This window comes from Halomonas sp. Mc5H-6 (genome assembly GCF_024124705.1).
GTDB classification, from domain to species: Bacteria; Pseudomonadota; Gammaproteobacteria; order Pseudomonadales; family Halomonadaceae; genus Vreelandella; species Vreelandella subterranea.
In genome coordinates, this window is the sequence record NZ_JAMXSI010000010.1 from 35,018 (window position 1) to 60,545 (window position 25,528).

The window sequence follows — 25,528 nt, forward strand, 5'->3', positions numbered from 1 at the left end:
GCCAAAGGTTCTTTTGGCGGGGTTTTTTAGTTTTCAGTTAATCAATGTTGGGCAATAAAAAGGAGGGAGCGGTGACAACGTCGCTGAAAGGCATACTCTGCATGTGTACCGGTGTCCTTTTCCTGGCACTGGGGGACGCTGTCTCCAAGTGGTTGGGCGAGGTGCATTCGCCACTGCAGATCATCTTCTTTCGGGCGCTGGTCTCGCTGCCGCTGATTGCCCTGCTTGCTCATTTTGCCGGTGGCTTGCGCAAGTTGCGGACCCGGCGCCCGGGTGTGCATCTGCTACGCGGCTTGATCTATACCGCCACCATGGTCTGTTTCGTATGGGGGTTGACGCTATTACCGCTGGCCGAGGCCACGGCGATCGCCTTCGTGGCGCCGCTGTTTGTCACCCTGCTATCGGTGCCGTTGTTGGGAGAGCGCATCGAACCGCCGGTGCTTATTGCCTCACTGGTGGGGTTTGTCGGGGTGTTGATTATTGTTCGTCCTGATAGCGATGCCTTTCAACTGGGCGCCCTGGTGCTCGTGGGGGCGGCGCTGTTCTATGCCCTGATGATGATTACCGCACGCCGCTACGGTGGCCGTGAACACCTCTGGGCGATGCTGTTCTACATGACCTCCGTGCCCCTGGTAGTGACGGGGCTGACCTTGCCCTGGGTCTGGCAGACGCCGCTGCCCTGGCACTGGCTGGGGTTTTTGGCGTCTGGCGTACTGGGCGTGGGCGCGACGGCGTTCATTACCCTGGCGTTTCGCTTCGCGCCAGCGGCGATAGCCGCCCCGTTCGATTATACCGCCATGCTCTGGGCAGTGCTGCTCGGCTGGTGGTTCTGGGGCGAGCTGCCCGACCTCTGGGTATGGGGGGGCAGCGCCTTGATCATGGCAAGCGGCCTGGCGATCGCCTATCACGACCGGCGCACTACCTTGAAGCGCCGCCCAACGGCCTAGGCTGTCAACGCTGGAAGGCGCGAGCCGCCGCCTCGGGATCGGGCTGTCCGCAGATCGCCGAGATGACCGCTAGCCCGTCAGCGCCTGCCCGCCGTATCGCATTCACATGGCTGGCATTCAGCCCGCCGATGGCCACGCTGGGAATCGGGCATTCCTTGATCAAGGAAGCAAGGCCGCCAAAACCAATCGGTTGGGCGTGATCCTGTTTGCTGGGGGTGGCAAAGATCGGCCCGATGCCCACGTAGTCAAGCTGATCGATAGGTGCGTCATGAAGTTGTTCCACGGTGTTGATCGAAAGCCCTAATATGGCCTGTGGCCCCATCGCCACCCGGGCCTGGCGAACCGTGGTATCGCTCTGACCGACATGCAGTCCGTCGGCCTGACTGGCAAGCGCCACCTCAAGGCGGTCGTTGATGATCAGCGCCACCCCGCTGCCTGCCAGCAAGGCTTTCAGGCGCCGTGCCTGGTCAATCATCTGTGCATCGCTTGCCAGCTTGTCGCGCAGCTGCACCATGGTGACGCCACCGCGGACAGCCTCGCTGACGGTGCGCTCAAGACCATGGTGCTGGCACAGGGTTGCGTCGGTGACCAGATAAAGCGACAGATCAAAGGGCATCGCGGACCTCCCGACGGGCGAAGTGGTTAAGCGCATCAGGCGTGAGCTGATAAAGCGCGTCCAACAAGGCAACGTAAAAACTGCCCGGCCCCTGGGCGGTCTCCCCGGCACGCTCTCCGGCTGCCGCAAAACACGCCACGGCGGCACTGCTGGCGTTCAGCGGCTCGTCGGGGTTGGCGGCGACAAAGGCGGCCACCAGAGCGCTGAGCCCGCACCCCAAGGTCGTGACACGGGGCATCAAAGGATGCCCGCCGCTGATCGTGTAGCAGGCTTTTCCGTCGGTGACTCTATCCCGTTCGCCGGTCATGGCGACGATACACTGTTGCCGCTCGGCCAGTGCCATGGCGGCCTTTATGGCGTCGTCGGTGGACGCGGTTGCATCAACCCCACGGCCCTGGTGGGCCAGCCCATCGAGGGCCAGGATTTCAGAGGCGTTGCCACGGATGACGCTGGGCTTGAGGGCCAAAAGGTCGGCGCAGACTTCCTGGCGATAACGGGTCGCGCCCACGGCGACGGGGTCCAGCACCCAGGGCGTGTCGTGCGCGCGAGCGGTGCGCGCGGCAAGCAGCATGGCCTCCGCCCAGGGCGATGAAAGCGTCCCGATGTTGATCGACAGCGCATCGGCCAGCGCGGTGAATTCAGCAACTTCCTGGGTGGCATGCAGCATGGCAGGTGACGCCCCGGTAGCCAGCAGCACGTTGGCGGTGCTGTTCATCGCGACATAGTTGGTGATGCAGTGAATAAGCGGGGTGGTGTCGCGCAGCGCCGTCAAGCTGTCGCCAAAGTTGGGGATGGTCATGAAGTCCTCCCGGCAGGGAGGTGGTGACGGGGCACCACGACTCCCTACGCCGGTATTAGCCGGTTCAGGTTATAAGGGTGCTTCTCAGCCCGTTCGGTGACGAGCGCCCCTGTCGTGCCCCTACTATCCGTGGCTTGGACGAGTCTGTAAAGCCCTGGAAAGGCTCGTTTAACGAAACGAGATGCGCGTTCCGTAGGTGAGCATTTCATCGGGCGTCATGGCTTTCCCCGCCACACCGATCATTTCGTCGCCGCATTGATCGGCAAAGGTAAGCACGCCATGGGTCAAGCCCAATTCACCCAGGGTATCGCGGATCTCGCCAGTACCCAGGAAGGTGCTGACATGCCCTTGGGCATTGGATAAATCGGAAACCCCATTGGCATGGTGAAAGCGCACTTTATAGATGCCGTCCATTGATTCAACCTCCACAATTGGCGAAAAGCCATTGCGGAGCGCCTGGGAAAGCTGCTTCAAGGTAATGTGATCGCCAAGGGTCGTATCAATCGAGGCCATGACCTACTCCTGTGGGATACCCGTCCGGTGGGGATCAATTGGTGGATGTATAAAGTTTATAATGGAAGTGTAGGATGTTTGCACAGAATATCCAAGGCGCAGCCTCCTCAATGCACGGCATCCAGGGCGTGCTGGCGCAAGGTGTCCAGGCCGATGATGTCCAAGGTCTTCTGATTAGTGCCGGACAAGACGACGGGCGGCGCCAGGCCTACCTCGGCGGCTTCCAGCCAGCGTGACGCGCACAGGCACCAACGGTCGCCGGGCTGCAGGCCAGGAAAGCCAAATTCAGGCCGTGGCGTTACCAGGTCGTTGCCCTGTGCCAGCGAAAAGGCCAGAAACTCTTCCGTCAGCATGGCGCACACAGAGTGAACGCCCACATCATCCGCCCCCACGCGACAGAATCCATCGCGGTAAAAGCCGGTTTTGGGGTCATGGCAGCACGGGGTGAGCGGTTCACCCAGCACATTGAGATCGCGGGCCATAAGGCCTCCTTAGCGCAAGGGCTGGTATTTTGTCAGACTGCCCTCATGATGAAACCATAGACACCAATCATCCTGGTGAACCATGAGAGCGAGTCACGATGGTGGTGAAAGCCCGTTTTTAAAGACTGTCGTTAAAGGCTGCGGGTACAGACGGTTCCTAAAGACTGGCAGCCAGGATTCTACAGCCTTGTACAAAGTAACCGATACGTCAAAGGAGATAGTGCATGTCGTTTCAAGGTGAGCAGCATCCAGGGGTTGCCCCGGCACCCAAGCAGACCCAGGGGTTCCGTTTGAACCACACCATGCTGCGGGTCAAGGATCCCGAGCGGGCGCTGGCGTTTTATTCACAGGTGTTTGGTATGCAGGTGATGCGTCGGCTTGATTTTGAAGAAATGCAATTTTCCCTATACTTCCTGGCTAACCTGGAAGACGCTGACCAAGTGCCCGAAGAGACGCAGGCAAGAACCGCCTGGACGTTCAGTCAAAAGGGGCTGTTGGAGCTGACCCACAACTGGGGCACGGAGAATCAGGAAGGCTTTGCCTACCATGATGGCAACGCCGAGCCCCAGGGGTTTGGCCATATCTGCTTTAGCGTGCCCGATCTGGCGGCGGCCCAGGCGTGGTTCGACGAGCACGACGTCACCTTCGTCAAGCGTGCCGATCAGGGCAAGATGCAAGACGTGATTTTTGTCAAAGACCCGGATGGCTACTGGATTGAAGTGATCCAGGCGGATCTGATGGCCAACAAGGGCGATTAGCATGGCGCATTTGCTGTTCCGCCTGCGCCATGTGACCGACGAAGAGGCCATGGAGGTCCGTCAGTTGCTCGATGCCCACGGCCTGGATACCTACGAGACGCAGGCTGGTTTCTTCCGGCTGGGTGTGGATGCCATCTGGCTGCGCGACTTGAGCCAGCTAGAGGATGCCAATGCGCTGCTGGCGGAGTATCAGGCCGAGCGCCAGGCGCGGGCCAGGCAAGAGCACCACGAGGCGCTCGCACGGGGCGATGCGCCCACCTTATGGCAGCGTTTTAGTGCCCACCCCGTGCAAATCACGCTGGTGGGCGTCGCCATTGTATTGCTGGTGGCGTTGACGCTGTTGCCCTTTCTGGCGCTAGGCTGAAGCTTCCTGGACAGGCGGTAGGTGACCGCGTTTGAGATACATCTGCACACCGTTCTTTCCGGCTGTGAGGGTCAGGGCCATGCCGCTGGGGTAGCGGCACCAGCTACCCGCGGTGTATTCCCGGTCGCCATCGCTCAAGGCGCCCTCCAGCACGAAAAGCTCAAGCCCGCCGGTCAGCACCGGATACTCAATGGCCTGACCAGCCTCCCAGTGTTCCAGGCTGACCCTCTCCTGTTTGAAGGTATGCAGCATCTTGTAGCCGATGCCGGGGCGACGGTCCGGCTGCCAGGGCAGGCGGTGGGCAGGGACGGCAAGCTGCAGCTCATCGTTTTGGTCGAACTGGTGCAGCTTGACCAGTATCAAGGCCCCTTCATCGCCTATTTTCGGCGTATGGCCGGTGCCGATGGGGTTCCTCAAGTAGCTGCCGGCGGCATAACGGCCATACTCGTCGGCGAACACACCTTCCAGCACTAAAATTTCTTCACCGCCCCCGTGGGTATGCGGGTCGAACTGGGTGTTGGGGGCGTAGCGTACGAGGCTGGTGGCGCGGGCGACTTCGTCGCCAATGCGGTCGAGCATCATCCGTTCGACGCCAGCGCTGGGCGATGCCACCCAGCGGTAATCTTCCGGTGTCACACAGGCAAAGCGGGTAAAGTCGGCGTTTAAACGCATGGGGCTGACTCTTGCAGGCAAAGGAAGTGGTGCTAGTCTCCTTATCGACAGCGAAAAATGCAACTTTCGCTGATGCCAATCCTGCACTCAGCGCCCGTCGGTCAGCGCGGTCAGGAGTCGATGAGCCGCCTCAATGCGTGCCTGATTGGGGTAATTGCGGTTGGCCAGCATCACGATACCGATCTGCTCGCTGGGCACAAAGGCCACATAGCCACCAAAGCCATTGGTAGAGCCCGTCTTGTTGTAGAGCGCCTGCTGCCTGGGGGCCTGCGGTGGGCTCAAGCGGCTGACAGGGTTGGCGTTGAGGATCATCTCAAGCGAGTTGCCCTGGACAAGCGCATCAAGGGTGACCGGATAGGCGTAGCTTTCCCAGCCAAGCCCCTGGGTCATGTTGCCGACGTCAAAGTAACCCGCGCGCGTAGTCGCCATGGCCTGGCCGAGCGATCCATCAAGCCCGGTAGCGTCCATATTCGCTTCCACAAACGTCAGCACGTCTGCCGCGGTTGATTTCAAGCCGTAGGCTTGGGCGTCCAGCACGCCCGGGTTCACCCTGATCGGTTCGTCATCTTGAGAGTAACCGTAGGCGTAATGCGGCTGTTGCGCTTCGGGCACCTGGTAGTAGCTGTTCTCAAGGCCCAGCGGTGCCAAGAGGTCTTCCTGCATCAGCGTCTCGAATCGCTTGCCAAGGCTTTGCGCGGCGAGATAACCGAACAGGCCCATGCTCGGGTTGGAGTAGAGTCGATGGCTGCCGGGCGGTGACTCAGGCTGCCACTGGCGATAATAGTCCACCATCGCCGCTTCATCTTGCACGGCTTCCGGGAATTGCAGAGGAAGCTCGCCTGCCGTGTAGGTGCCCAGTTCCAGCAGGGTGATCTCATCGAAGGCGCTGCCTTCAAGGGCCGGCAGGTGCTGACTGGCTGAATCCGACAGCGACAGGTCGCCGCGGGAGGCCGCGTAAGCCGCCAGCGTAGCGGTGAAAACCTTGCTGATGGAGCCAAGTTCGAACAGCGTCTCCTGGGTGACCGGGGTTTTTGCTTCCAGATCGGCAACGCCATAATTAAAGTAATACGGCTGACCGTTGATGCTAAGCGCAACGGACATCCCTGGAATACGCTGCTCGGCCATGAGCGGAGCGATCGTATCGTTTACCAGCGCCTCGATGTGTGCCTCGTCAGCGTCTTCAAGCGCCCAGGCAGTGCTGGCGAAAAGCAGAGCACCTGTCATGATAAAGCCGGTTTTTGCTGCTAACATCCTGCGCATACATGGATCCTGTTGCGGTCGTGAAAGAAGGTGAGTGTCAGTTGGCCAGGTGTAGTCGCCAGCCGATACGTGCCTGACAGTCGCTAATATAGGGTGGGCAGGTGAGGGCCACAAACAGCGATATTTTGCCCAAGCCATTAGAAAAATTAGGGAGGCCGGATGGCGCGTTCCTATCTGCCGCTAAACGCGTTACGCGCCTTTGAGGCGTCGGCGAGGCATTTGAGCTTTACCCGGGCAGCGGATGAGCTATGCGTCACTCAGGCGGCCGTTAGCCACCAGGTCAAACTGCTCGAAAGCCAGTTGAAGGTACCGCTATTTAAACGCCTGCCCCGCGGGCTGATGTTGACGCAAGAGGGCGAGCGCTTGTTGCCGGTGCTGAATGGCGCCTTTGACCAGATGGCGCATACCCTGGACCGGATAGGCGAGCGCGGTTATCGGGAAGTGCTGCATGTGGGCGTGGTGGGGACCTTTGCCGTCGGCTGGCTATTGCCACGTCTGGATGACTTTCGGCAACAGTACCCGTTTATCGACCTGCGCCTTTCCACCCATAACAATCGCGCCGAGCTGGCCGCCGAGGGCCTCGACTTTGCGATCCGTTTTGGTAGCGGGGCATGGCACGGTACCGCCGCACAGCCCTTGCTACCGGCGTCGCTGTCGGTAATGTGCACGCCAGAGATCGCTGCCCGGCTCAACACCCCAGCGGATGTGCTGGGCGAGACCTGGCTACGCTCCTATCGCGCTGATGAGTGGACCGAGTGGCTACTGGCGGCGGGGTTGCCCAGCAGCTATCCAATGTCGAAAAGCATCGTTTTCGACTCATCCATCGCCATGGTGGAGGCCGCCTTGCAAGGCGCTGGAGTGGCGCTGGCGCCACCCCTGATGTTCCCCCGTCAACTGAGCAGCGGCGCGCTGGTACAGCCTTTCAGCACCGCTGTCAGTTTGGGAGGCTACTGGCTGACGCGCCTGCAGACACGCCCCGAAACCCACGCCATGGCGTGTTTCCGAGCGTGGCTGCTCAAGGCGACAACCGCCTGAGCCGCGCGGACTGATTTGCTCCGATCAGTGGTCATGCTCGCCGTGGTCGTGACCGTGATCATCATGACCATGGTCTTCGTGTCCCGGCTCGGCTAACGCATCGTGCAACGTTCTGGCATTGTGACGCATCATGCCTAAGTAAGTACTTGCTTCGCCCTCGCTGCTCAGGGCATCCGCATATAGCGTGCCAGCTACGCTCAATCCGGTTTCTTCCGCCAACTGATCAAGCACCGACTGATTGGTCATGTTCTCGTGGAACAGCGCCTCGACGTTTTCTTCTTCAATGACGTCGATCAGCTCGGCCATGCTGGCGCCGCTGGGGTCGGCTTCCGTCGACAGGCCCACCGGGGATAGAAAACGCACGCCGTAGGCATCGGCAAAATAGCCAAACGAATCGTGGCCGGTAATCACGCTGGTAGAGCCAGGGATTTCTTCGATCAGCGCGCGGATTTCTTCATCCGCCGCTTGGATCTCGGCCAGGTAGCGCTCGGCATTGGCCCGATAAGCCTCGCGATTGTCGCCATCGGCTTCGATCAAGCCATCGCGGATATTCGCCACATAGGTTTCGGCGCGTGCCAGGTCCTGCCAGGCGTGCGGGTCATCGTCGCCATGGACGTGTTCATCAGCGTGACCGTGATCGTCATGTCCATGGTTATCGTGAGCGTGGTCGTCATGCCCGTGATCGTCGTGTCCATGGTCGTCATGCCCGTGGTCATCGTGGCCTGACCGGCCCAGTGGCTCGATGCCTGCGGTTGCCGTCACCAGCGCCCCGGTGTAATCGCTGGCGTCGATCAAGCGCTCCATCCAGCCTTCGAACAGCAGCCCGTTGAACACCACCAGGTCCGCGTCGGCCAGCGCCCTCGCATCCCCCGGGCTCGGGGTATACATATGCGCATCACCGTCGGGGCCAACCAGTGAGGTCACCTCGACGTGCTCGCCGCCGACCTGTTCGACCATATCGGTGAGTATCGAAAAGCTGGTGACCACCTGGACACGTTCAGACGCCATGGCGGCGGGTAACGCCAGCAGGGCCGATACGCCAACCAGCCAGCGGGAAGGGGGCAATCTCATGTCATCACTCCTGTGGAAATGCAGCGGGCCACGCCCGAACGTCAAGTGCTCGGCTCGGCTGGCAGCGGCGCCGTTCTACGCCGCCACCTCGCCGCCAAGCTGTGATAACGGCCGAACAGGGCAGACAACAGATAGCCACTGCCGGCCAGCAGAATAATGCTGGGGCCTGAGGGAATATCGAGATGAAACGACAGCAACAGCCCGCCGGTACTGGCAACCATCGCAAGTGCCACGGCAATCCCGATCAACCCCTCCAGGCGCTTGCTCCAGAAGCGCGCCGAGGTGGCTGGCAGCATCATCAAGCCCACTGCCATCAGCGTTCCCAGGGTTTGAAACCCGGCGGTAAGGTTGAGTACCAGCAGCCCCAAAAACACGCTGTGCACCCAGCCGCTGCGGCGACTCTGGCCGCGCAAAAACAGCGGGTCCAGGCATTCCACCACCAGGGCGCGGAAAATCACCGCCAGGGTCAGCACAATCAAGGTGCTCATCCCGGCGATCAGCAGCAGCGCGGTGGAGTTGATCGCCAGAATCGAACCAAACAGCACATGGGTCAGGTCGACGCTGCTACCTCCGATCGAGATCAGCATCACGCCTGCCGCCAGGGAAATAATGAAAAAGCTCGCCATGGCGGCGTCCTCGCGCTGGCCGCCCATCTTGGAAACGGCCCCGGCAAGCAATGCCACCATCACGCCGAACATCACGCCGCCGATGCTCATTACCGGCAGAGAAAACCCCGCCAGCAAAAAGCCCAGCGCAACCCCAGGCAGAATGGCATGGGCCATGGCGTCGCCAATCAGGCTCATGCCGCGCAACACTAGGAATACCCCCAGGGTGGGCGCCGCCAACGACAGCGCCAGGCCGCCGACCACCGCACGGCGCATGAAGCCGTAATCGAAAGGCGCGATAAACCAGGCATCAAGCAGTGCCAGCATGACGGCCTCCCAGCGTAAACGGCACCACTTCCGCCGGGGCGTGTTGATGCGTCAAGGCGCTTGGCGAGACCCAGCGGCCGTGACCGCCGTTGAGCATCAACACCTCGTCGGCCAGGCGGCGCAGGTGATCCATATCGTGCAGCACCAGAATCAGGGTGGCCCCGTCGTCGGCCATCTGGCGCAGGATGCGAATCAGGATATCCACCGTCTCGCTGTCCACGTTGGCAAACGGCTCGTCGAGCAGCAGAAGCTCGGCTTCCTGCATCAGCGTTCGGCCAATCAGGGCGCGCTGGCGCTGGCCGCCGGAAAGCTCACCCAGCGGGCGGTGTGCCAGGTGTGAGATACCCAGCCGCGCCATGATCTCGCGGCCCTTGCGGTAGTGCGCCGCGCAATAGCCCTTCAGCGCCCCATGGCTCGGCCAGCTGCCGGTCATCACCAGCTCTTCCACGCTCATCGGGAAGGACAGGTCCAACGCCAACTGCTGCGGTAGCCAGGCCCGGCGTTCCTTGGGCACGGTGCATACGACCTTGCCGCTCATCGGGCGGAGTTCACCCATGATGGCTTGAATGAGCGTGCTTTTGCCCGCCCCGTTCGCGCCAATCAAGGCGGTGATCGCCCCAGGCTGAAAGTCGCCTTCCACATGCTCGAGCACCGTACGGTGCCCCTGGGCCAAATGCAGGTTGTGCAACTGCAGGCGTGATAGTGAACGCTGACTCATGACGCCCACCCGTTAGCCCACCACACCATTAACCACAGCACCAGCAAGGGTACCGAGACCGACAGCAGCCGCCGCAACGCCGACAGCGACATCAGCGAAAAATGACAAGGGCCTTCCTTGTTATGGCGATGCGAATGCTCACTCATTAAACCGACCTCGTGAATGACAAAATAGGTTATAACATAACAATTGGCGATGCCAATAAATTTGCCAATTATTCTACTCGCTCAGCGGCGCAGGGCAACGCTAATCATGCCGCGATCCCTGCAAATCAGGCGAGAGTGGGTTCAATGTTGGCGATGCATGACGAAGGTCAATGGTGTTTCGTTATAAAGAATGATTAGATGAGGTTAGAAAAACGATGGAGGGGCAATGGTGACTTACTATCGCTATTGGGGCAAAGCGCAAGCCAAGGGAATGGCCGTAGAGTGTCATCTATTGCCGTATCACAACCTCGATGTTGCAGCCGTGGGCTGGCGGCTGCTTTCACCTGATAGACCCCTGACACAGTGTTTGGCAGCGCAACTAAGTCTTGAGCCTGAAGCGCTGCGTAATCTATTGGTTTTTTGGTTGGGCTTGCACGACATTGGCAAGTTTTCACGATCTTTCCAGGGGCTTTTTCAACCGACCTCAAACTTGGCATTAGTCCCTCCCGCTGCGCAATATGCCTATACCGAGCGCCACGACCGCTTAGGCGCAGTGGTTTGGGAGGTTAACTGGCGAGACTGGTTAGAGGATGGCACTTTGCAGTGGCCTGGTGAACCGAGCCGCTCTACAGTCAAAACGCTTCGCGCGGCCCTTCCTGTTTTCAGTGCTCCTTTCTTTGGTCATCACGGCCAGCCTGTAAGCGCAGGCAATATCGACGTAGAGATGTTTTTCTGCTGTGACGAGCACGCCGACGATATTGAAGCAACGCGCCAATTTATTGCCGATTGGGCCAGTGTCGTTCCACCAGAATGGCCAGTCGAACAGCTATCTTCAGAAGAGTGGGTGTATGCGCTACAGACGCTAAGCTGGTCAATTGCAGGCTGGGCAACCTTGAGTGATTGGTTGGGCTCAAACCAGGATCACTTTCCCTATCGTCACGAGAAGCTTCCTCTCACCGACTATTGGCAAATTGCATTAAAAAACGCTGAAAACGCGCTGCAAGAAACAGGGTTTAACAACGTTTCCAAGCCTTTGCCGTATGCTGGGATGTCAGATTGGTTTGGTAAGCAATCCATCACGCCAACGCCCTTGCAGCAGGCTGCCGAGACAGTAGAGATCTCAGACGGGCCGCAGCTGTTTATCTTGGAAGACGTCACCGGGTCAGGCAAAACCGAGGCCGCCTGCATTTTGACCCAGCGCCTATTAGCGGCAGGTCACGGCGATGGGCTCTATTTCGCACTGCCTACTATGGCGACTTCTAATGCCATGTATTCACGCCTGGGAAATTTGCATCGGCGGTTTTATACCGCTGACTCCTCCCCCTCTTTTGTCCTTGCCCACGGTGCGCGTGATTTAAACGACGATTTTGTCGCCGCCGTCGCCGCACCTCAGCCTAGTGATCTGGATTACACCGCTAGCGAGCTCTCGGCCACTAGCCGCTGTAACCAATGGCTAGCGGATTCACGTAAAAAAGCGCTATTGGCGGAAGTGGGGGTAGGCACCATTGATCAAGCCTTAATGGCCATTTTACCGTTTCGCCACCAGTCGCTGCGCTTGTATGGGCTGGCGCGCAAGGTATTAGTGATTGACGAGGTTCACGCCTACGACAATTACATGCAAACACTGCTCAGCCAACTACTGGCCTACCATGCCCGCCAGGGCGGTAGTGCTATTCTGCTAACGGCCACGCTTCCCCGTGCCATGCGCAGTGCCTTAATGGCTGCTTGGCAGAAGGGGCTTGGGCAGCCCGCAACGAAACCACAAAAAGATGACTTTCCGTTACTGACCCGTGTGAGCGAAGGGCAACCGTTAGAGCTGCCGCTAGGATCGCGCAAAGAGGTGTCCAGGAGTGTTGAAGTCGCCTGGCTAACCGAAGAGGAGCAGGCGATAGAAGCGGTGATAGAAGCAGTGAAGGCAGGTGAGTGTATCGCTTGGGTGCGCAATACAGTAGATGACGCTATTCACGCATTCGAAGCTATCGCTGCCCGCCACCCTGATCCTGAACGCTGCCTGCTGTTCCACAGCCGCTTTGCCATGGTGGATAGGCAACGCATTGAGTCCCAGGTCATTGAGCGTTTAGGCAAAGACTCAACGCCTGAAATACGCAAGGGCCAAGTGTTGATCAGTACCCAGGTATTTCAGGAGTCTCTCGACTGTGATGTGGATGTGATGATCAGTGACATTGCCCCCATTGATTTACTTATCCAGCGGGCAGGCCGCTTACAGCGCCACCAGCGTGGGGCACGTTGCCTGCCGCGTCTGCTGGTGTTAGCGCCGCCCTGGGCGGATGAGCCTGATGAGCATTGGCTCAAGCGCACCCTGCCAGGCACCCAGGCGGTTTACCGCGACACATCGTTAAGCTGGTTAACCCAGCGGGTACTGCGTCGTTTAGAAGCAATCCGTATGCCCGAAGAGGCGAGAGATCTTATTGAAAGTGTTTATGGCTCAGTATCTGACGATATTCCTGATGCTCTGCAGGCAGCGCGCTACGAACAAAAAGGAATGCAGAGAACGGCGGGCTCAATGGCTAACTTCAACGCACTTAATCTTGAGGAGGGTTACATAAAAAGCGATCAGTGGCAGGAAGAGCAAGAGATAGGCACAAGGCTGATGGACGAGCCCACGGTCAATGTCGTGCTGCTGTCACTCACCGATGATAACGAGCTAGTGCTGTGGGCGGGTGAGAGTTGTCATGCCGATATGCTTAGTCAGGTGAAACTACGCCAAAGCCAGGCCGCCAAGTTGGCAGCGTTGCCAAGCCGCTATGAAAGCCAGTGGCTTACCCTTCACGAGCGCTATAAAGCCCTGAAATACACCCAGCCTTGGCTGCCCAGCGATGACCCTGAGTGCGACTACGACACCCAGTGGGGCGTAAGGTTAGGTAGTAAGGAGCAAACGCCATGAGGCGTTCAATGTTCGTTGGGTTGAAAGTCCATCGCTTCTTCAAAGCTTTACAGGCACTGCTCTGGAAAATCCTGGGGTTCCCGATCTGTTTCGATAGCCGCTGCTCGGCGGGCGTCATCGTAGGCTTCGTTCATCAGTTCAGGCAGCGATGCCTTCAAGCTGGGGTTGTCCTTCAGCAGGCGATTCACTTTGCTTTGAGCATCCTGAATCGTCAACCGCCAACTACGCGAGCGCCGCTCCGGCTGGTGATCCCATTCCAGCAGGTGCATCAGCAAGCGGGCCAGTTGGCTAATCAAGGCGCGTCGCTCGCTTTTCCCCATGCTCTCAATCTCCTCGGCGAGATGCTCCAGATCCAGCTTGTCCAGTTTTCCAGCCCGCAGCAGCCCCGCCTGTTCAAGCGCCCAGGCGTAGGCATCCTGCTCATAATGAATCGCCATTGTTCTGATCCTCCCCGCCTTCTGACGAACCCTAATATTTTTCAGTGTAAACGAAGCGCCGACACCAGACGACACTATCGAGGTGTACATGAATTTACTTGAAGACTCCTGGCTGCCCTTGCTGTTGAAAGATGGGAAGGTAGAGAATCGCCCTCCCTACGCAGTGGCTGATTCTGATGTAATTAACCTCGCCCTGCCGCGCGCGGACTTTCAAGGGGCGGCCTACCAGTTTCTGATCGGCCTGCTACAAACAGCGCTATCGCCGAAAACCCATGACGATTGGCTTGATTTGTTAATGGCGCCTCCCAGTGTTGAAGCCTTGGATAAAGCGTTTGCACCTTTCAGTAGCGCTTTTGAATTGGACGGCGACGGCCCTCGCTTTATGCAGGATCTCGATCCGCTTGAGGATGTAAACAACGCCACCGTTAGCGGATTATTAATTGATGCCCCAGGCGCTAACGGCATCAAAAATAATACCGACTTTTTCGTAAAGCGCGGCCGTGTTGAGGTGATGTGTGAAGCCTGCGCGGCCATAGCGCTATACACCATGCAGATTAACGCACCTGCGGGCGGTGCCGGTATTCGCGTGGGCCTGCGTGGTGGGGGGCCACTGACAACGCTGGTAATGCCGGAGTCATCAGATGCCAGCCTGTGGGAGCGCCTATGGCTAAACGTCATTACGCAGAAAGAAACCATCCAGAAAGGGCAGCAGTGGTCGACGCCGCATCCAGAAGAACCTTCGCTATTTTTCTGGATGGCTAATACGCGGGTGAGCGATAAGAAAGGCACCGAGGTGCTACCTGAAGACTCCCACCCGCTACACGCTTACTGGTCAATGCCGCGCCGCTTCCGGCTGCTATTTGAAGACGCAGATGAATGCCCCTGCGATATTTGCGGACGAAAAACACAGCGGGTAGTGCGCGAATTACGCGCTAAAAAGCAGGGGGCAAATTACGACGGCCCTTGGTTACACCCGCTAACACCCTATCGACGTGATCCCAAAAAGCCCAATGAGTTACCGCTTTCCAGTAAAGGTCAGCCGGGCGGGCTTGGTTATCGGCACTGGTCAGGCTTTGTACTGAATGATGAAGAGAACAGTGGTGCAATCGCGGCAGCGGTGTTGAAAGGCTATATCCACAAACAAAAGCTAGTGACACAAGAGCGAGCGCATGGCGAAGACATTCAGGCGCTGCTGAGAGAGGCGCGTCTCTGGGTGTTTGGCTACGACATGGACAATATGAAACCGCGCGGTTGGTATAGCGTGGAAATGCCCTTGGTGAAAATTCCACAAGGTCAGCAGGAAAGGCTCCGCTCTTGGGTTCACCAACTGACCGAGCTTTCACGCAATATCGCCTGGATGGTACGCACCCAGGTCAAAAACGCCTGGTTCTCGCGGCCATCGGATGCCAAAGGCGATATGAGCGCCATTGATAACCAATTTTACGATGTAACCCAGCCTGGGTTTTTTAAAGCGCTACTAGCCCTTCAGCAGGTGCTGCAACAAGACTCGCCGCCACCGCATATTCCTTCCGGCATCGCTGAGCGCTGGTACTTCGCCCTTAAGCGTGAAGCCATGCGTGTATTCGAAGACTTGGCCCTAAGCGGCGCCCAGGAAAGCATGGATCTTGAACGTGCCACCGCTGCCCACCGGCAGCTGCAAAACTTTCTTAGCGGCAAGAGCAAAGGTAGCAAAGTGGTGAGTGACTTTATCCAACAGGGTGATTTTGCCCCCTCCGCGAAGGCCAAGCGTATCGCGGCCTCTGCTGCATCCACGACAGGAGACGCCTGATGAGTGACGTGGTAACTGAAGATCCCGGAAAAGCTGAAATTGTCACGGCAGGTGAGCGTGATGCTCTACTCGCCCTGAGCCCCGAAGAAGCTATAAGACTGCGACAGTGGTGGCAGCGATTGACGCTACCACCGAACGAACTTGAAAAGCTAACAAAACAGCGGTCGTTACCTCGGGGTGTCCGTGCAGTACTGCGTCGCTGTGATAGCGCCGAATCCGCGATGTTAACTCAAGGGTTTCGCGAGCTATGGACGAGCCTGCCTGAGTCAACAAAGCAAAAAAAGTATCGCGAAGAACAGTTGCAGGTCTGGTCTTGCATCGCGCTAATTACGGCGGAGTTACGAGAGGAAAGGAGAGAAACGTCTTTAGCAACCCGTCTGGGCGATAGAAAAGATAAAGGCGGTAAGCCGCTGATGAGCGAGTTTCGATTTCAGCAACTAATTTCTTGCCGAACACCTGAGGAGTTTATACAGCGCTTACGTCGGGCATTAGCTTTAGCAGACAAAAAGGGTGTAAGCGTTGTGTTGCTGGCGAGTGTTATCTCGCTCTGGTGGCGAGAGTATCGCGGCACATTATCTGTGAACCCTTTGAATAGATTCAGCTTTGTTCTAGCAAAAGATTATTTTCAAACCACTGAAAATAGTTCAGATAACTGAGAAACCGCTTAATTTTTTTAATTAAATTCTCAAGGAGAATCTAGTGAGCCACTTTATTCAACTGCACCTGCTGACTTCTTATCCGCCAGCCAACCTGAACCGCGATGATTTAGGCCGCCCCAAAACTGCTTTGATGGGTGGGGCAAAGCGCCTACGCGTTTCGTCACAAAGCCTCAAGCGCACGTGGCGTACCTCTACGCTCTTTGAAGAAGCATTGGCTGGGCATGTGGGTACGCGTACCAAGCGTTTAGGTTCAGAAGCCTATAAAGAAATGACAGATAAAGGTCTGGATGAAAAAACTGCAGCGGCCAGCGCAGAAAAAATAGCCAGCGTGTTTGGCAGTTTGCGCAAAATAGAAAAAGGCCAAGCAAAAGAGTTTGAAATTGAGCAGTTGGTGCATGTTGGCCGAGAGGAACGTCAAGCGATCAGCGATCTAGTGACGACGTTGGCGAAAGAGAATCGTGAGCCCAGCGAGGACGAGCTGGATCTTCTACGCCATAATCCCGCTGCTGCCGATGTGGCGCTATTTGGCCGAATGTTAGCCTCTAAGCCTAAATATAACGTGGATGCCGCCTGCCAGGTTGCCCATGCCATCACCGTGCATGCTGCCGAAGTGGAAGACGATTACTTTACCGCTGTCGATGACTTAAACACAGGTGATAAAGACCGCGGTGCGGCGCATATTGGTGAGTCTGGCTTTGGTGCCGGGTTGTTCTACCTGTATATCTGTATCGACCGCCAGCAACTGGTTGAGAACCTGCAAGGCAAAAGTGAACTAGCCGACCAAGCGATTGCTGCGCTTGTTGAAGCCGCCGTTAAAACCTCCCCCAAAGGTAAGCAAAATAGCTTCGGTTCCCGCGCCCACGCGAGCTATGTATTGGCTGAAAAGGGAAATCAGCAGCCGCGCTCCCTCTCCACTGCTTACCTGCGGCCCGTGACCGGTCAGGATCAAACCCTTGATGCAATCAAATGTCTGGAACGCCAAGCACAAGCCTTTGATGATGCTTATGAAGCAGGCGCTGACAGTCGCTTTGTCATCAGCGCCGAGCCTGACTATGAAGGACCACAGCTAAAAGGCGATATTAAGAAAGGCAACCTTGCTGAACTGATCGCTTTCTTAAAAACCGACCAGTAAGGGGGCGGCATGACCGACTATCTTATTTTTCGGCTCTATGCGCCACTTGCCAGTTGGGGCGAAGCCGCGGTTGGTGAAACGCGTCCTACAGCGACTTACCCAGGTAAAGGTGCCGTGCTTGGTTTGCTTGGGGCCGCACTAGGTGTTCGCCGGGATGACGATGCAGGCCAAACGCAACTGCGCGAGAGCATTGCCATGGGCGTAAAACAGTACACCCCCGGTATGCTGATGCGCGACTACCATACGGTGCAGATGCCCGCCGCACAGTCAAAAGTGAGCTATCACACCCGCAAAGAAGAGCTAAGCGGGCCGCGTGATGCGCTGAAAACGATCCTCTCTAGCCGAGACTATCGCTGTGATGGTCTATGGACAGTGGCCGTCTGGTTAACGCCAGCGGCAACCCTAACGCTTTCTGAGCTTGAGCAAGCGCTCAAAACACCCTATTACCCACTTTATCTAGGGCGCAAATCCTGCCCGCCCGCTGCGCCGCTTGCCCCTCAGCGGCGGCAGTGCAGCACGCTTAAAGAAGCGCTTGATATGGCATTTCCTGCACTGGCGTTCAACGGTCGAGAAGACAAAACGGTACTTCGCTTTCCTGATGAAGCCTTATATGCCTGGGAAGGTGAAGCCGGTAGGTTAGATGGTAATGATCAAACGGCAGAGTACAACGATGTGTGGGATTTGCCGCTAAATCGACGCCGCTGGCAGTTTGGCCCCCGGTTAGAGTTTCGCCGGGCCATAGCAGCAGAGGAGGCGCGCTAATGTATCTCTCACGCGTACGTGTCGACCTGAACGGGCTGTCTCGCGACAAGCTGTTTGATGTAATGAACGCTGAAGCCTATACGGCTCACCAGCTTTTATGGCAGCTATTCCCCGGCTACGAAGGGCCAAGGCCATTTATTTTTCGGCAAGAGCTGGAAGAAGCCGAAGAGAGTAAAGGCCCTAAAGGGCTACCGCTATTTTACCTTCTTTCAGACCGTGAACCCTCATCAGTGCCTGGCTTGCTGACCGCCGAGAGCAAATCCTACGCACCAGAGCTCAAAGCGGGCGAGAGACTGGCATTTCGCCTGCGCGCTAACCCCACGATAGCGGTTTCTGTGCCAGGGAAGCGCGGCCAGCGCGCGGATGTGTTAATGGCAGCCAAAAAACCATTCCCGCCAGGTCAACGCACCAGCCAAGCCTGTGTTGATGCTATGAATGGCAAGGCCCGTGAGTGGCTCGAAAGTCGCGCTGAAACATGGGGCTTTAGCCTGCCGGTGACGCCAGAGCTGGGCGCCTACCGCCAACATGTGCTGAACAAAGGCAGCGGCAAGCCGGTTCAGTTCTCGACGGTGGATTACGAAGGCCTGCTGGAAGTAACAAACCCTGGGAAACTTATCGAAACCATGGCCCATGGTATTGGTCGGGCCAAGGCATTTGGTGGTGGTTTGCTACTACTGCGCCGACCTTAGGAGGCTTATATGGGCTTTATTCCACTAAAGCCCATTCCCGAAAAAGACCGAATGTCGATGATCTTTATCGGGATGGGGCAGATAGATGTGCGCGACGGCGCTTTCGTCGTCATTGACGACGTTAATGGCGAGCGTATGCACATCCCGGTGGGCTCGGTCGCATGCCTGTTGCTTGAACCGGGTACCCGAGTTTCTCATGCCGCCATTAAGCTGGCGGCTACGGTCGGAACTTTACTGATTTGGGTGGGTGATGCTGGTGTAAGGCTATATAGCGCTGGCCAACCAGGCGGTGCGAGATCAGACAAGTTGTTGTACCAAGCGCAGCTAGCGCTAGATGAAAAATTGCGCCTTAAAGTAGTACGCAAAATGTTTGAGCTGCGTTTTGGTGAAGAGCCGCCTTCGCGTCGCAGCATCGAGCAACTGCGTGGTATGGAAGGCGCAAGGGTGCGCAAAACCTACCAACTATTAGCCAAACAGTATGGCGTTAAATGGAACGGACGTCGTTACGATCCTAAACAGTGGGACGCCTCGGATGTCGCAAACCAATGCCTATCAGCAGCAACCGCCTGCCTATACGGGATTACCGAAGCGGCTATTTTGGCAGCAGGCTACGCCCCCGCCATCGGGTATCTGCACACCGGCAAGCCGTTGAGTTTTGTTTATGACATTGCCGACATCGTGAAGTTTGAAACGGTGGTACCCGCGGCCTTTAGAGTCGCGGCGCGCAATCCGCCTATGCCGGAAAGAGAGGTTCGTATCGCCTGCCGCAATGCATTCAAGCAATCCCGCATACTCCAACGCTTAATCCCCATGATCGAAGATGTGCTTGCCGCTGGTGATATTCAGCCGCCGCCACCAGCACCCGATGCAGTACCGCCTGCGATTCCCGAACCACCTTCGGTCGGCGATGCCGGTCATAGGAGCGGATAAATGGCGATGCTCGTGGTAATTACAGAAGCCGTGCCGCCTCGTCTACGTGGCCGGTTGGCAGTATGGCTCTTGGAGATTAGAGCCGGAGTTTACGTGGGCGATGTTAGCAGGCGTATTCGTGAAATGATTTGGGAGCAGGTCGAGGCCCTAGCCGAAGATGGCAACGTAGCTATGGCCTGGGCCAGCAACCATGAATCCGGTTTTGAATTTCAAACCTATGGAGAAAACCGCCGAGAGCCAGTCGATCATGACGGACTACGTTTGGTGCGCTTTTTACCGCCACAAGTTAACTAGCTGATTTTATTGGATCTTTAAAAATTTAAGATGGTTAAAAAGTAAGCAAAATAGCTGGTAGAATTTTTATCTGCTATTTTTTTCTTGTAGATCAACTGTCTACAACAAGTCCGATCCCCGCACGAGCGGGGATGAACCACGCGCATCATTTAAGGGCAGCGATGCCGAGCCCCGATCCCCGCACGAGCGGGGATGAACCGCCAATCGTCGTCGCGAAAAACTGTTTCAGGCTCCGATCCCCGCACGAGCGGGGATGAACCGCACGACCTCAATTGTCACCAGCGGCGGAGTCGCCGATCCCCGCACGAGCGGGGATGAACCATAATCATTCTCATTGTAAGGTCTTGATTTTATCCGATCCCCGCACGAGCGGGGATGAACCGGTGGCGGCCCATATTTGCATTTGCCCGATGCGCCGATCCCCGCACGAGCGGGGATGAACCGGTTGAGCAGTTATGGGAGCAGTTGACGGCGCTCCGATCCCCGCACGAGCGGGGATGAACCGCTGGCACAAAGCAACAACACTGAAAGCAAAGACCGATCCCCGCACGAGCGGGGATGAACCGCACTGTCCAGAGGTAGAAGGTGACGCTTTCCGCCGATCCCCGCACGAGCGGGGATGAACCGAAAGCAACCGTAGCAAAGCCCTGGAAGCCGCCCCGATCCCCGCACGAGCGGGGATGAACCGCCAGGCAGCGGCGCGGCTTGCATCATCAACCACCGATCCCCGCACGAGCGGGGATGAACCGTACAAGAAGATGATACGCCGCCCGATTCACAGCCGATCCCCGCACGAGCGGGGATGAACCGGTAATACGTCGCGCTCGGATGCTGCACCAGGTCCGATCCCCGCACGAGCGGGGATGAACCGAGCGAGAAGCGGCGACGCATCCCCTACGACGCCCGATCCCCGCACGAGCGGGGATGAACCGGCGGCCAGCGAATCCATCCGTAACCGCACGAACCGATCCCCGCACGAGCGGGGATGAACCGGTAGTTTAATAAATAAACGTAATTCAGTCCCTCCGATCCCCGCACGAGCGGGGATGAACCGCGTTGCCGGGCCAACGGCGCCGTCTTCCTTCACCGATCCCCGCACGAGCGGGGATGAACCGACTCCGACGCTTCACAGCGTGAGAAGTAGGCGCCGATCCCCGCACGAGCGGGGATGAACCGGCGCCAATGTACTTAGTCGCTTTCTTCATGAGCCGATCCCCGCACGAGCGGGGATGAACCGAGGACGGAGCGCGCCATTCTTCAGGGTCAATACCGATCCCCGCACGAGCGGGGATGAACCGCAGGAGTCGCAAAAAACCAGCTATAACTAGGGCCGATCCCCGCACGAGCGGGGATGAACCGCTCCCGAGTAGTGCGAACAACGTCTATTGTGGCCGATCCCCGCACGAGCGGGGATGAACCGTGATGTTGCTTGGCGGGAAGGGTTGGCCATAGCCGATCCCCGCACGAGCGGGGATGAACCGGGTCGGGGCGCTAAGCCCTGATCGCCCGTAAACCGATCCCCGCACGAGCGGGGATGAACCGGGTAATCACTCCATCGTCATATACCCATTCCACCGATCCCCGCACGAGCGGGGATGAACCGGCCACAGCCGCAAGGGCAATAGCCAACACATACCGATCCCCGCACGAGCGGGGATGAACCGCTAAGCGCAGCGATAGACGACGCGGCGGACCGATCCCCGCACGAGCGGGGATGAACCGCCCAGCGTCTGGCTAGAGGCCGTAGTCAATCCCCGATCCCCGCACGAGCGGGGATGAACCGTGGCCACGTCTTTCAGTTTGATATGGCGTCGGCCGATCCCCGCACGAGCGGGGATGAACCGTTGGCTCAAAAGTGGGCACCACCCGAACGGATCCGATCCCCGCACGAGCGGGGATGAACCGATCGACTTGTGGCCCTCGGCCAGGCCGACAATCCGATCCCCGCACGAGCGGGGATGAACCGCGACCAGCTTTATGCCATTCGCCATACGCCGCCCGATCCCCGCACGAGCGGGGATGAACCGTTACTCATAAACACCTCTCTAATTAGGCGCGCCCGATCCCCGCACGAGCGGGGATGAACCGGAGGGCTCCACGTGTGAACTCCTGGCGCTGGACCGATCCCCGCACGAGCGGGGATGAACCGCTGTCGATTCGGCTTTCGATGTCATCAAGATCCCGATCCCCGCACGAGCGGGGATGAACCGATCATGCGCCGTGTAGTACCGGACGCCGTCGCCCGATCCCCGCACGAGCGGGGATGAACCGCAGATTACATATCTGGCCTTGAGGCCGACCTGCCGATCCCCGCACGAGCGGGGATGAACCGGACGCGGCGACCCTGTTTGCAGGCGGCATGATCCGATCCACGCACGAGCGGGGATGAACCGCCCGGTTTTGCCCTCTTTTTAAGATCATGCGCCCGATCCCCGCACGAGCGGGGATGAACCGTGCTTTATCGCTCCCGAGAAGCTGCGCGCCTTCCCGATCCCCGCACGAGCGGGGATGAACCGACACCAACGCTAACCAGGAGCAGCACTAATGACCGATCCCCGCACGAGCGGGGATGAACCGGACGGAACCCGGCGACGGTTTTCGAGTTTCACCCGATCCCCGCACGAGCGGGGATGAACCGTTCGGCGATCTCATCGACTAAGTCGTTAGCCGCCGATCCCCGCACGAGCGGGGATGAACCGGGTGGTCATTTTAGGGCGGCGGCTTGTTGGTTCCGATCCCCGCACGAGCGGGGATGAACCGCCCGGTCAGCGTGGTCGCCATCAATGCCCAATCCGATCCCCGCACGAGCGGGGATGAACCGCATAACCGAGCCCTTCGGCGGATTAAGTACTACCGATCCCCGCACGAGCGGGGATGAACCGGAAAAATGGGACGCCGCCATTGATTACCTGAACCGATCCCCGCACGAGCGGGGATGAACCGCTTGCCTAGCTTCTTCGTCCATGCCGTTCGCCCCGATCCCCGCACGAGCGGGGATGAACCGCCAGCGAGGTGCTCGAGGAGCGCGCGGTGAACCCGATCCCCGCACGAGCGGGGATGAACCGTTTTCGTAATAGAATTGCGCGCGGTCGCTGAACCGATCCCCGCACGAGCGGGGATGAACCGGTGGACAAGAAGCGTAAAGCCGAAACCCCTAAACCGATCCCCGCACGAGCGGGGATGAACCGCCCAGCGCGGACTGGCCGTAGAACCGGCCACCCCGATCCCCGCACGAGCGGGGATGAACCGAGCAGTTCGAGAACCTTGGCGCTACTGCTATCCCGATCCCCGCACGAGCGGGGATGAACCGCCCTGCTCTACCGCTTCGGCACCCGTTAGCCACCGATCCCCGCACGAGCGGGGATGAACCGGCGGGCGGCTTCGTGGGCGCTGATGGCGGGTGCCGATCCCCGCACGAGCGGGGATGAACCGCACCACCGGGATGTCGCGAATCATCGTCTTGACCGATCCCCGCACGAGCGGGGATGAACCGTGCTCGTTGTCTGCCTCGCCCCAGTCAACAGACCGATCCCCGCACGAGCGGGGATGAACCGTATTGAAAGTCATCGACCACGATTATTGATCGCCGATCCCCGCACGAGCGGGGATGAACCGTTGCGCGCCTTGATGGCGTCAGACCCGGCGACCCGATCCCCGCACGAGCGGGGATGAACCGTTAGCGAAACTTTTTGATCAATCCCCTGGAGACCGATCCCCGCACGAGCGGGGATGAACCGGTCAACGACATACACCGGCTGGTCAGGCGCATCCGATCCCCGCACGAGCGGGGATGAACCGCTAGCACCATTCAACTTGCACTAGCTAAGATTCCGATCCCCGCACGAGCGGGGATGAACCGGCGGCTAATTCATTGTCACTATAGGTTTAAAACCGATCCCCGCACGAGCGGGGATGAACCGCTAGTTAAAAAAGGCGACGCGGCTGGACTGGTCCGATCCCCGCACGAGCGGGGATGAACCGCCGATATTCAGAACCGACAGGACGAAGCGATTCCGATCCCCGCACGAGCGGGGATGAACCGTCGTCATAGGCCAATTCGTAGCTTTTGCCGTCCCGATCCCCGCACGAGCGGGGATGAACCGGGAACGGGGCGGCGCTGCGTTTGCTTATCGGTCCGATCCCCGCACGAGCGGGGATGAACCGGATCTCGGCAACGTAGAACGCCGCGCCATGCTCCGATCCCCGCACGAGCGGGGATGAACCGGAATCAACACCATGAAAATCAAAACAGCAGAACCGATCCCCGCACGAGCGGGGATGAACCGCCTGCATGATCAGGAGATAAAATGGCAGCACCCCGATCCCCGCACGAGCGGGGATGAACCGGCACGGCAGTGTTGATCGGCATGGCGTTAGGGCCGATCCCCGCACGAGCGGGGATGAACCGCACATTGATGCCGGATTGATCGAGCACTGGCCCCGATCCCCGCACGAGCGGGGATGAACCGCCGTTCAAAATTGTCGAGGATACAGATATTCCCCGATCCCCGCACGAGCGGGGATGAACCGGCCAACGCCTTTACCGTCGCGCACGGCAACGCCCGATCCCCGCACGAGCGGGGATGAACCGTACCAGGTGGCCCCGATCTGCCTAGACTTGAGCCGATCCCCGCACGAGCGGGGATGAACCGGTGCTGAGTTGGTCAGGGATCGGCTGAGAGAACCGACCCCCGCACGAGCGGGGATGAACCCCTTGATGGCATGCTTTCCGGCTTGCAAGAGCACCGATCCCCGCACGAGCGGGGATGAACCGTCAGTTGCTGGCGCACGCTTGAGGATTTTCAGCCGATCCCCGCACGAGCGGGGATGAACCGTGATATTGCAGTCCGTTTCCTCTTTGACGCACCCGATCCCCGCACGAGCGGGGATGAACCGTGCCCTTACGGCCAGCGCGACAAAAACCCACCCCGATCCCCGCACGAGCGGGGATGAACCGTCAACGGATACCGCCTTCCTTCATCTTCAAAACCGATCCCCGCACGAGCGGGGATGAACCGCCACGGCCCAGCTACGTAACCAACCCCGAGTACCGATCCCCGCACGAGCGGGGATGAACCGGATTCGGAATACCTCGCGCTTGAGCAGGTAGCCCGATCCCCGCACGAGCGGGGATGAACCGCACCAGTACAGTTACAACGGCTATCAAGATCGCCGATCCCCGCACGAGCGGGGATGAACCGCCGCGACCAATCCCCGGGCTGCATCCAGCGCTCCCGATCCCCGCACGAGCGGGGATGAACCGTGCGGTGTGGCCGGTGCGGTTGCCGCCGCGTTCCGATCCCCGCACGAGCGGGGATGAACCGCGAGAGTTAGCCAGGCTGAATGAGCAATTAGACCGATCCCCGCACGAGCGGGGATGAACCGTCGATGATGTCTTGTTCATCGTCGTACGCCAGCCGATCCCCGCACGAGCGGGGATGAACCGTACGGATGGTATAAGCGGGTAAGTCGCCTTGACCGATCCCCGCACGAGCGGGGATGAACCGCCGAGCGCCGACGTGCGCCAGGTATTGACGCGCCGATCCCCGCACGAGCGGGGATGAACCGCATGGGATCAACGACTCGCTAATGAGGGGGCCCCGATCCCCGCACGAGCG

The 25,528-nt window shown here is 58.7% G+C and carries 23 protein-coding genes, 1 CRISPR repeat array and 1 riboswitch (1 of these 25 only partly in view); of the genes, 12 read left to right on the forward strand and 11 right to left on the reverse strand.

Going from position 1 to position 25,528, the window contains the following annotated elements; translation table 11 throughout:
- Positions 1-71 precede the first annotated feature (71 nt).
- The gene (locus tag NH395_RS13830) at positions 72-947 is read left to right on the forward strand and encodes a DMT family transporter (RefSeq protein WP_253025631.1); all 876 of its coding nucleotides are present in this window, start codon (positions 72-74) and stop codon (positions 945-947) included.
- Between the two features lie 4 nt (positions 948-951).
- Here the strand turns inward: NH395_RS13830 and thiE are convergent, their stop codons facing one another.
- The 4 genes from thiE to NH395_RS13850 all read right to left on the reverse strand — a co-directional run bounded on the left by thiE (position 952) and on the right by NH395_RS13850 (position 3,357).
- Entirely contained in the window at positions 952-1,563 is a 612-nt protein-coding gene (gene thiE / locus NH395_RS13835) for a thiamine phosphate synthase (protein ID WP_253025633.1), read from the reverse strand.
- A complete protein-coding gene (thiM, locus tag NH395_RS13840) occupies positions 1,553-2,362 on the reverse strand; it encodes a hydroxyethylthiazole kinase (RefSeq protein WP_253025635.1) in 810 nt (269 codons plus the stop codon). The genes thiE and thiM overlap by 11 nt, the downstream gene beginning before the upstream one ends.
- A gap of 24 nt (positions 2,363-2,386) precedes the next feature.
- Positions 2,387-2,483, reverse strand: a riboswitch (TPP riboswitch).
- 47 nt (positions 2,484-2,530) lie between these two features.
- Positions 2,531-2,875 carry a hypothetical protein gene (locus NH395_RS13845; protein ID WP_092827257.1) on the reverse strand — a complete coding sequence of 115 codons (345 nt, stop codon included), beginning with the start codon at positions 2,873-2,875 and terminating at the stop codon, positions 2,531-2,533.
- A gap of 107 nt (positions 2,876-2,982) precedes the next feature.
- A complete protein-coding gene (locus tag NH395_RS13850) occupies positions 2,983-3,357 on the reverse strand; it encodes a DUF2237 domain-containing protein (protein WP_066318507.1) in 375 nt (124 codons plus the stop codon).
- Positions 3,358-3,581: 224 nt separating this feature from the next.
- Here NH395_RS13850 and gloA point away from each other — a divergent pair, with 224 nt between their 5' ends.
- Entirely contained in the window at positions 3,582-4,115 is a 534-nt protein-coding gene (gene gloA / locus NH395_RS13855; protein WP_253025637.1) for a lactoylglutathione lyase, read from the forward strand.
- Between the two features lies 1 nt (position 4,116).
- Positions 4,117-4,479, forward strand: a complete 363-nt coding sequence (locus NH395_RS13860; protein WP_253025639.1) for a DUF6164 family protein — start codon at positions 4,117-4,119, stop codon at positions 4,477-4,479.
- Here the strand turns inward: NH395_RS13860 and NH395_RS13865 are convergent.
- Both NH395_RS13865 and ampC read right to left on the reverse strand, forming a co-directional pair.
- Positions 4,471-5,151: a cupin domain-containing protein gene (locus NH395_RS13865; RefSeq protein WP_253025641.1), complete on the reverse strand. Its 681-nt coding sequence runs from the start codon at positions 5,149-5,151 to the stop codon at positions 4,471-4,473. The two genes, NH395_RS13860 and NH395_RS13865, sit on opposite strands and share 9 nt — an antisense overlap.
- An 87-nt stretch (positions 5,152-5,238) precedes the next feature.
- A complete protein-coding gene (ampC, locus tag NH395_RS13870; protein ID WP_253025643.1) occupies positions 5,239-6,411 on the reverse strand; it encodes a class C beta-lactamase in 1,173 nt (390 codons plus the stop codon).
- A 159-nt stretch (positions 6,412-6,570) separates the two neighbouring features.
- On the opposite strand from ampC, the gene NH395_RS13875 reads away from it, so the two are divergent.
- Complete coding sequence (locus NH395_RS13875; protein ID WP_253025645.1) at positions 6,571-7,446, forward strand: LysR family transcriptional regulator; 876 nt, start codon at positions 6,571-6,573, stop codon at positions 7,444-7,446.
- A gap of 24 nt (positions 7,447-7,470) precedes the next feature.
- Here the strand turns inward: NH395_RS13875 and NH395_RS13880 are convergent, their stop codons facing one another.
- The 4 genes from NH395_RS13880 to NH395_RS13895 are packed head-to-tail and all read right to left on the reverse strand — an operon-like array spanning position 7,471 to position 10,313.
- Positions 7,471-8,517 carry a zinc ABC transporter substrate-binding protein gene (locus NH395_RS13880; RefSeq protein WP_253025647.1) on the reverse strand — a complete coding sequence of 349 codons (1,047 nt, stop codon included), beginning with the start codon at positions 8,515-8,517 and terminating at the stop codon, positions 7,471-7,473.
- A gap of 41 nt (positions 8,518-8,558) precedes the next feature.
- Positions 8,559-9,449, reverse strand: coding sequence for a metal ABC transporter permease (locus NH395_RS13885; protein WP_253025649.1), 891 nt, complete (start codon positions 9,447-9,449; stop codon positions 8,559-8,561).
- Complete coding sequence (locus NH395_RS13890) at positions 9,433-10,167, reverse strand: ABC transporter ATP-binding protein (RefSeq protein ID WP_253025660.1); 735 nt, start codon at positions 10,165-10,167, stop codon at positions 9,433-9,435. The genes NH395_RS13885 and NH395_RS13890 overlap by 17 nt, the downstream gene beginning before the upstream one ends.
- Entirely contained in the window at positions 10,164-10,313 is a 150-nt protein-coding gene (locus NH395_RS13895; protein ID WP_175474716.1) for a hypothetical protein, read from the reverse strand. The genes NH395_RS13890 and NH395_RS13895 overlap by 4 nt, the downstream gene beginning before the upstream one ends.
- Before the next feature lie 226 nt (positions 10,314-10,539).
- Between NH395_RS13895 and cas3 the strand changes: the two genes are divergently transcribed.
- Positions 10,540-13,218 carry a CRISPR-associated helicase Cas3' gene (cas3, locus tag NH395_RS13900; protein ID WP_253025663.1) on the forward strand — a complete coding sequence of 893 codons (2,679 nt, stop codon included), beginning with the start codon at positions 10,540-10,542 and terminating at the stop codon, positions 13,216-13,218.
- Positions 13,219-13,265: 47 nt separating this feature from the next.
- On the opposite strand, the gene NH395_RS13905 is transcribed toward cas3, so the two are convergent.
- The gene (locus NH395_RS13905; RefSeq protein ID WP_253025665.1) at positions 13,266-13,655 is read right to left on the reverse strand and encodes a DUF29 domain-containing protein; all 390 of its coding nucleotides are present in this window, start codon (positions 13,653-13,655) and stop codon (positions 13,266-13,268) included.
- Between the two features lie 88 nt (positions 13,656-13,743).
- On the opposite strand from NH395_RS13905, the gene casA reads away from it, so the two are divergent.
- The 7 genes from casA to cas2e are packed head-to-tail and all read left to right on the forward strand — an operon-like array spanning position 13,744 to position 19,910.
- Positions 13,744-15,444 (forward strand): type I-E CRISPR-associated protein Cse1/CasA, encoded by a 1,701-nt coding sequence (gene casA, locus NH395_RS13910; protein WP_253025667.1) that lies wholly within the window; start codon positions 13,744-13,746, stop codon positions 15,442-15,444.
- Positions 15,444-16,100: a type I-E CRISPR-associated protein Cse2/CasB gene (casB, locus tag NH395_RS13915; protein WP_253025668.1), complete on the forward strand. Its 657-nt coding sequence runs from the start codon at positions 15,444-15,446 to the stop codon at positions 16,098-16,100. Before casA ends, casB begins: the two co-directional genes overlap by 1 nt.
- Positions 16,101-16,143: 43 nt before the next feature.
- Positions 16,144-17,235, forward strand: a complete 1,092-nt coding sequence (cas7e, locus tag NH395_RS13920; RefSeq protein WP_253025670.1) for a type I-E CRISPR-associated protein Cas7/Cse4/CasC — start codon at positions 16,144-16,146, stop codon at positions 17,233-17,235.
- A gap of 9 nt (positions 17,236-17,244) precedes the next feature.
- A complete protein-coding gene (gene cas5e, locus NH395_RS13925; RefSeq protein WP_253025672.1) occupies positions 17,245-17,997 on the forward strand; it encodes a type I-E CRISPR-associated protein Cas5/CasD in 753 nt (250 codons plus the stop codon).
- Positions 17,997-18,686: a type I-E CRISPR-associated protein Cas6/Cse3/CasE gene (cas6e, locus tag NH395_RS13930; protein ID WP_253025674.1), complete on the forward strand. Its 690-nt coding sequence runs from the start codon at positions 17,997-17,999 to the stop codon at positions 18,684-18,686. Before cas5e ends, cas6e begins: the two co-directional genes overlap by 1 nt.
- A gap of 9 nt (positions 18,687-18,695) precedes the next feature.
- On the forward strand, positions 18,696-19,616 hold the full coding sequence (cas1e, locus tag NH395_RS13935) for a type I-E CRISPR-associated endonuclease Cas1e (protein WP_253025676.1): 921 nt from the start codon (positions 18,696-18,698) through the stop codon (positions 19,614-19,616).
- On the forward strand, positions 19,617-19,910 hold the full coding sequence (gene cas2e / locus NH395_RS13940; protein ID WP_035564117.1) for a type I-E CRISPR-associated endoribonuclease Cas2e: 294 nt from the start codon (positions 19,617-19,619) through the stop codon (positions 19,908-19,910). It abuts the gene before it with no gap.
- Between the two features lie 110 nt (positions 19,911-20,020).
- Positions 20,021-25,528: direct repeats of the CRISPR family, unit length 29 nt; unit sequence CCGATCCCCGCACGAGCGGGGATGAACCG (it continues 696 nt past the right edge of the window).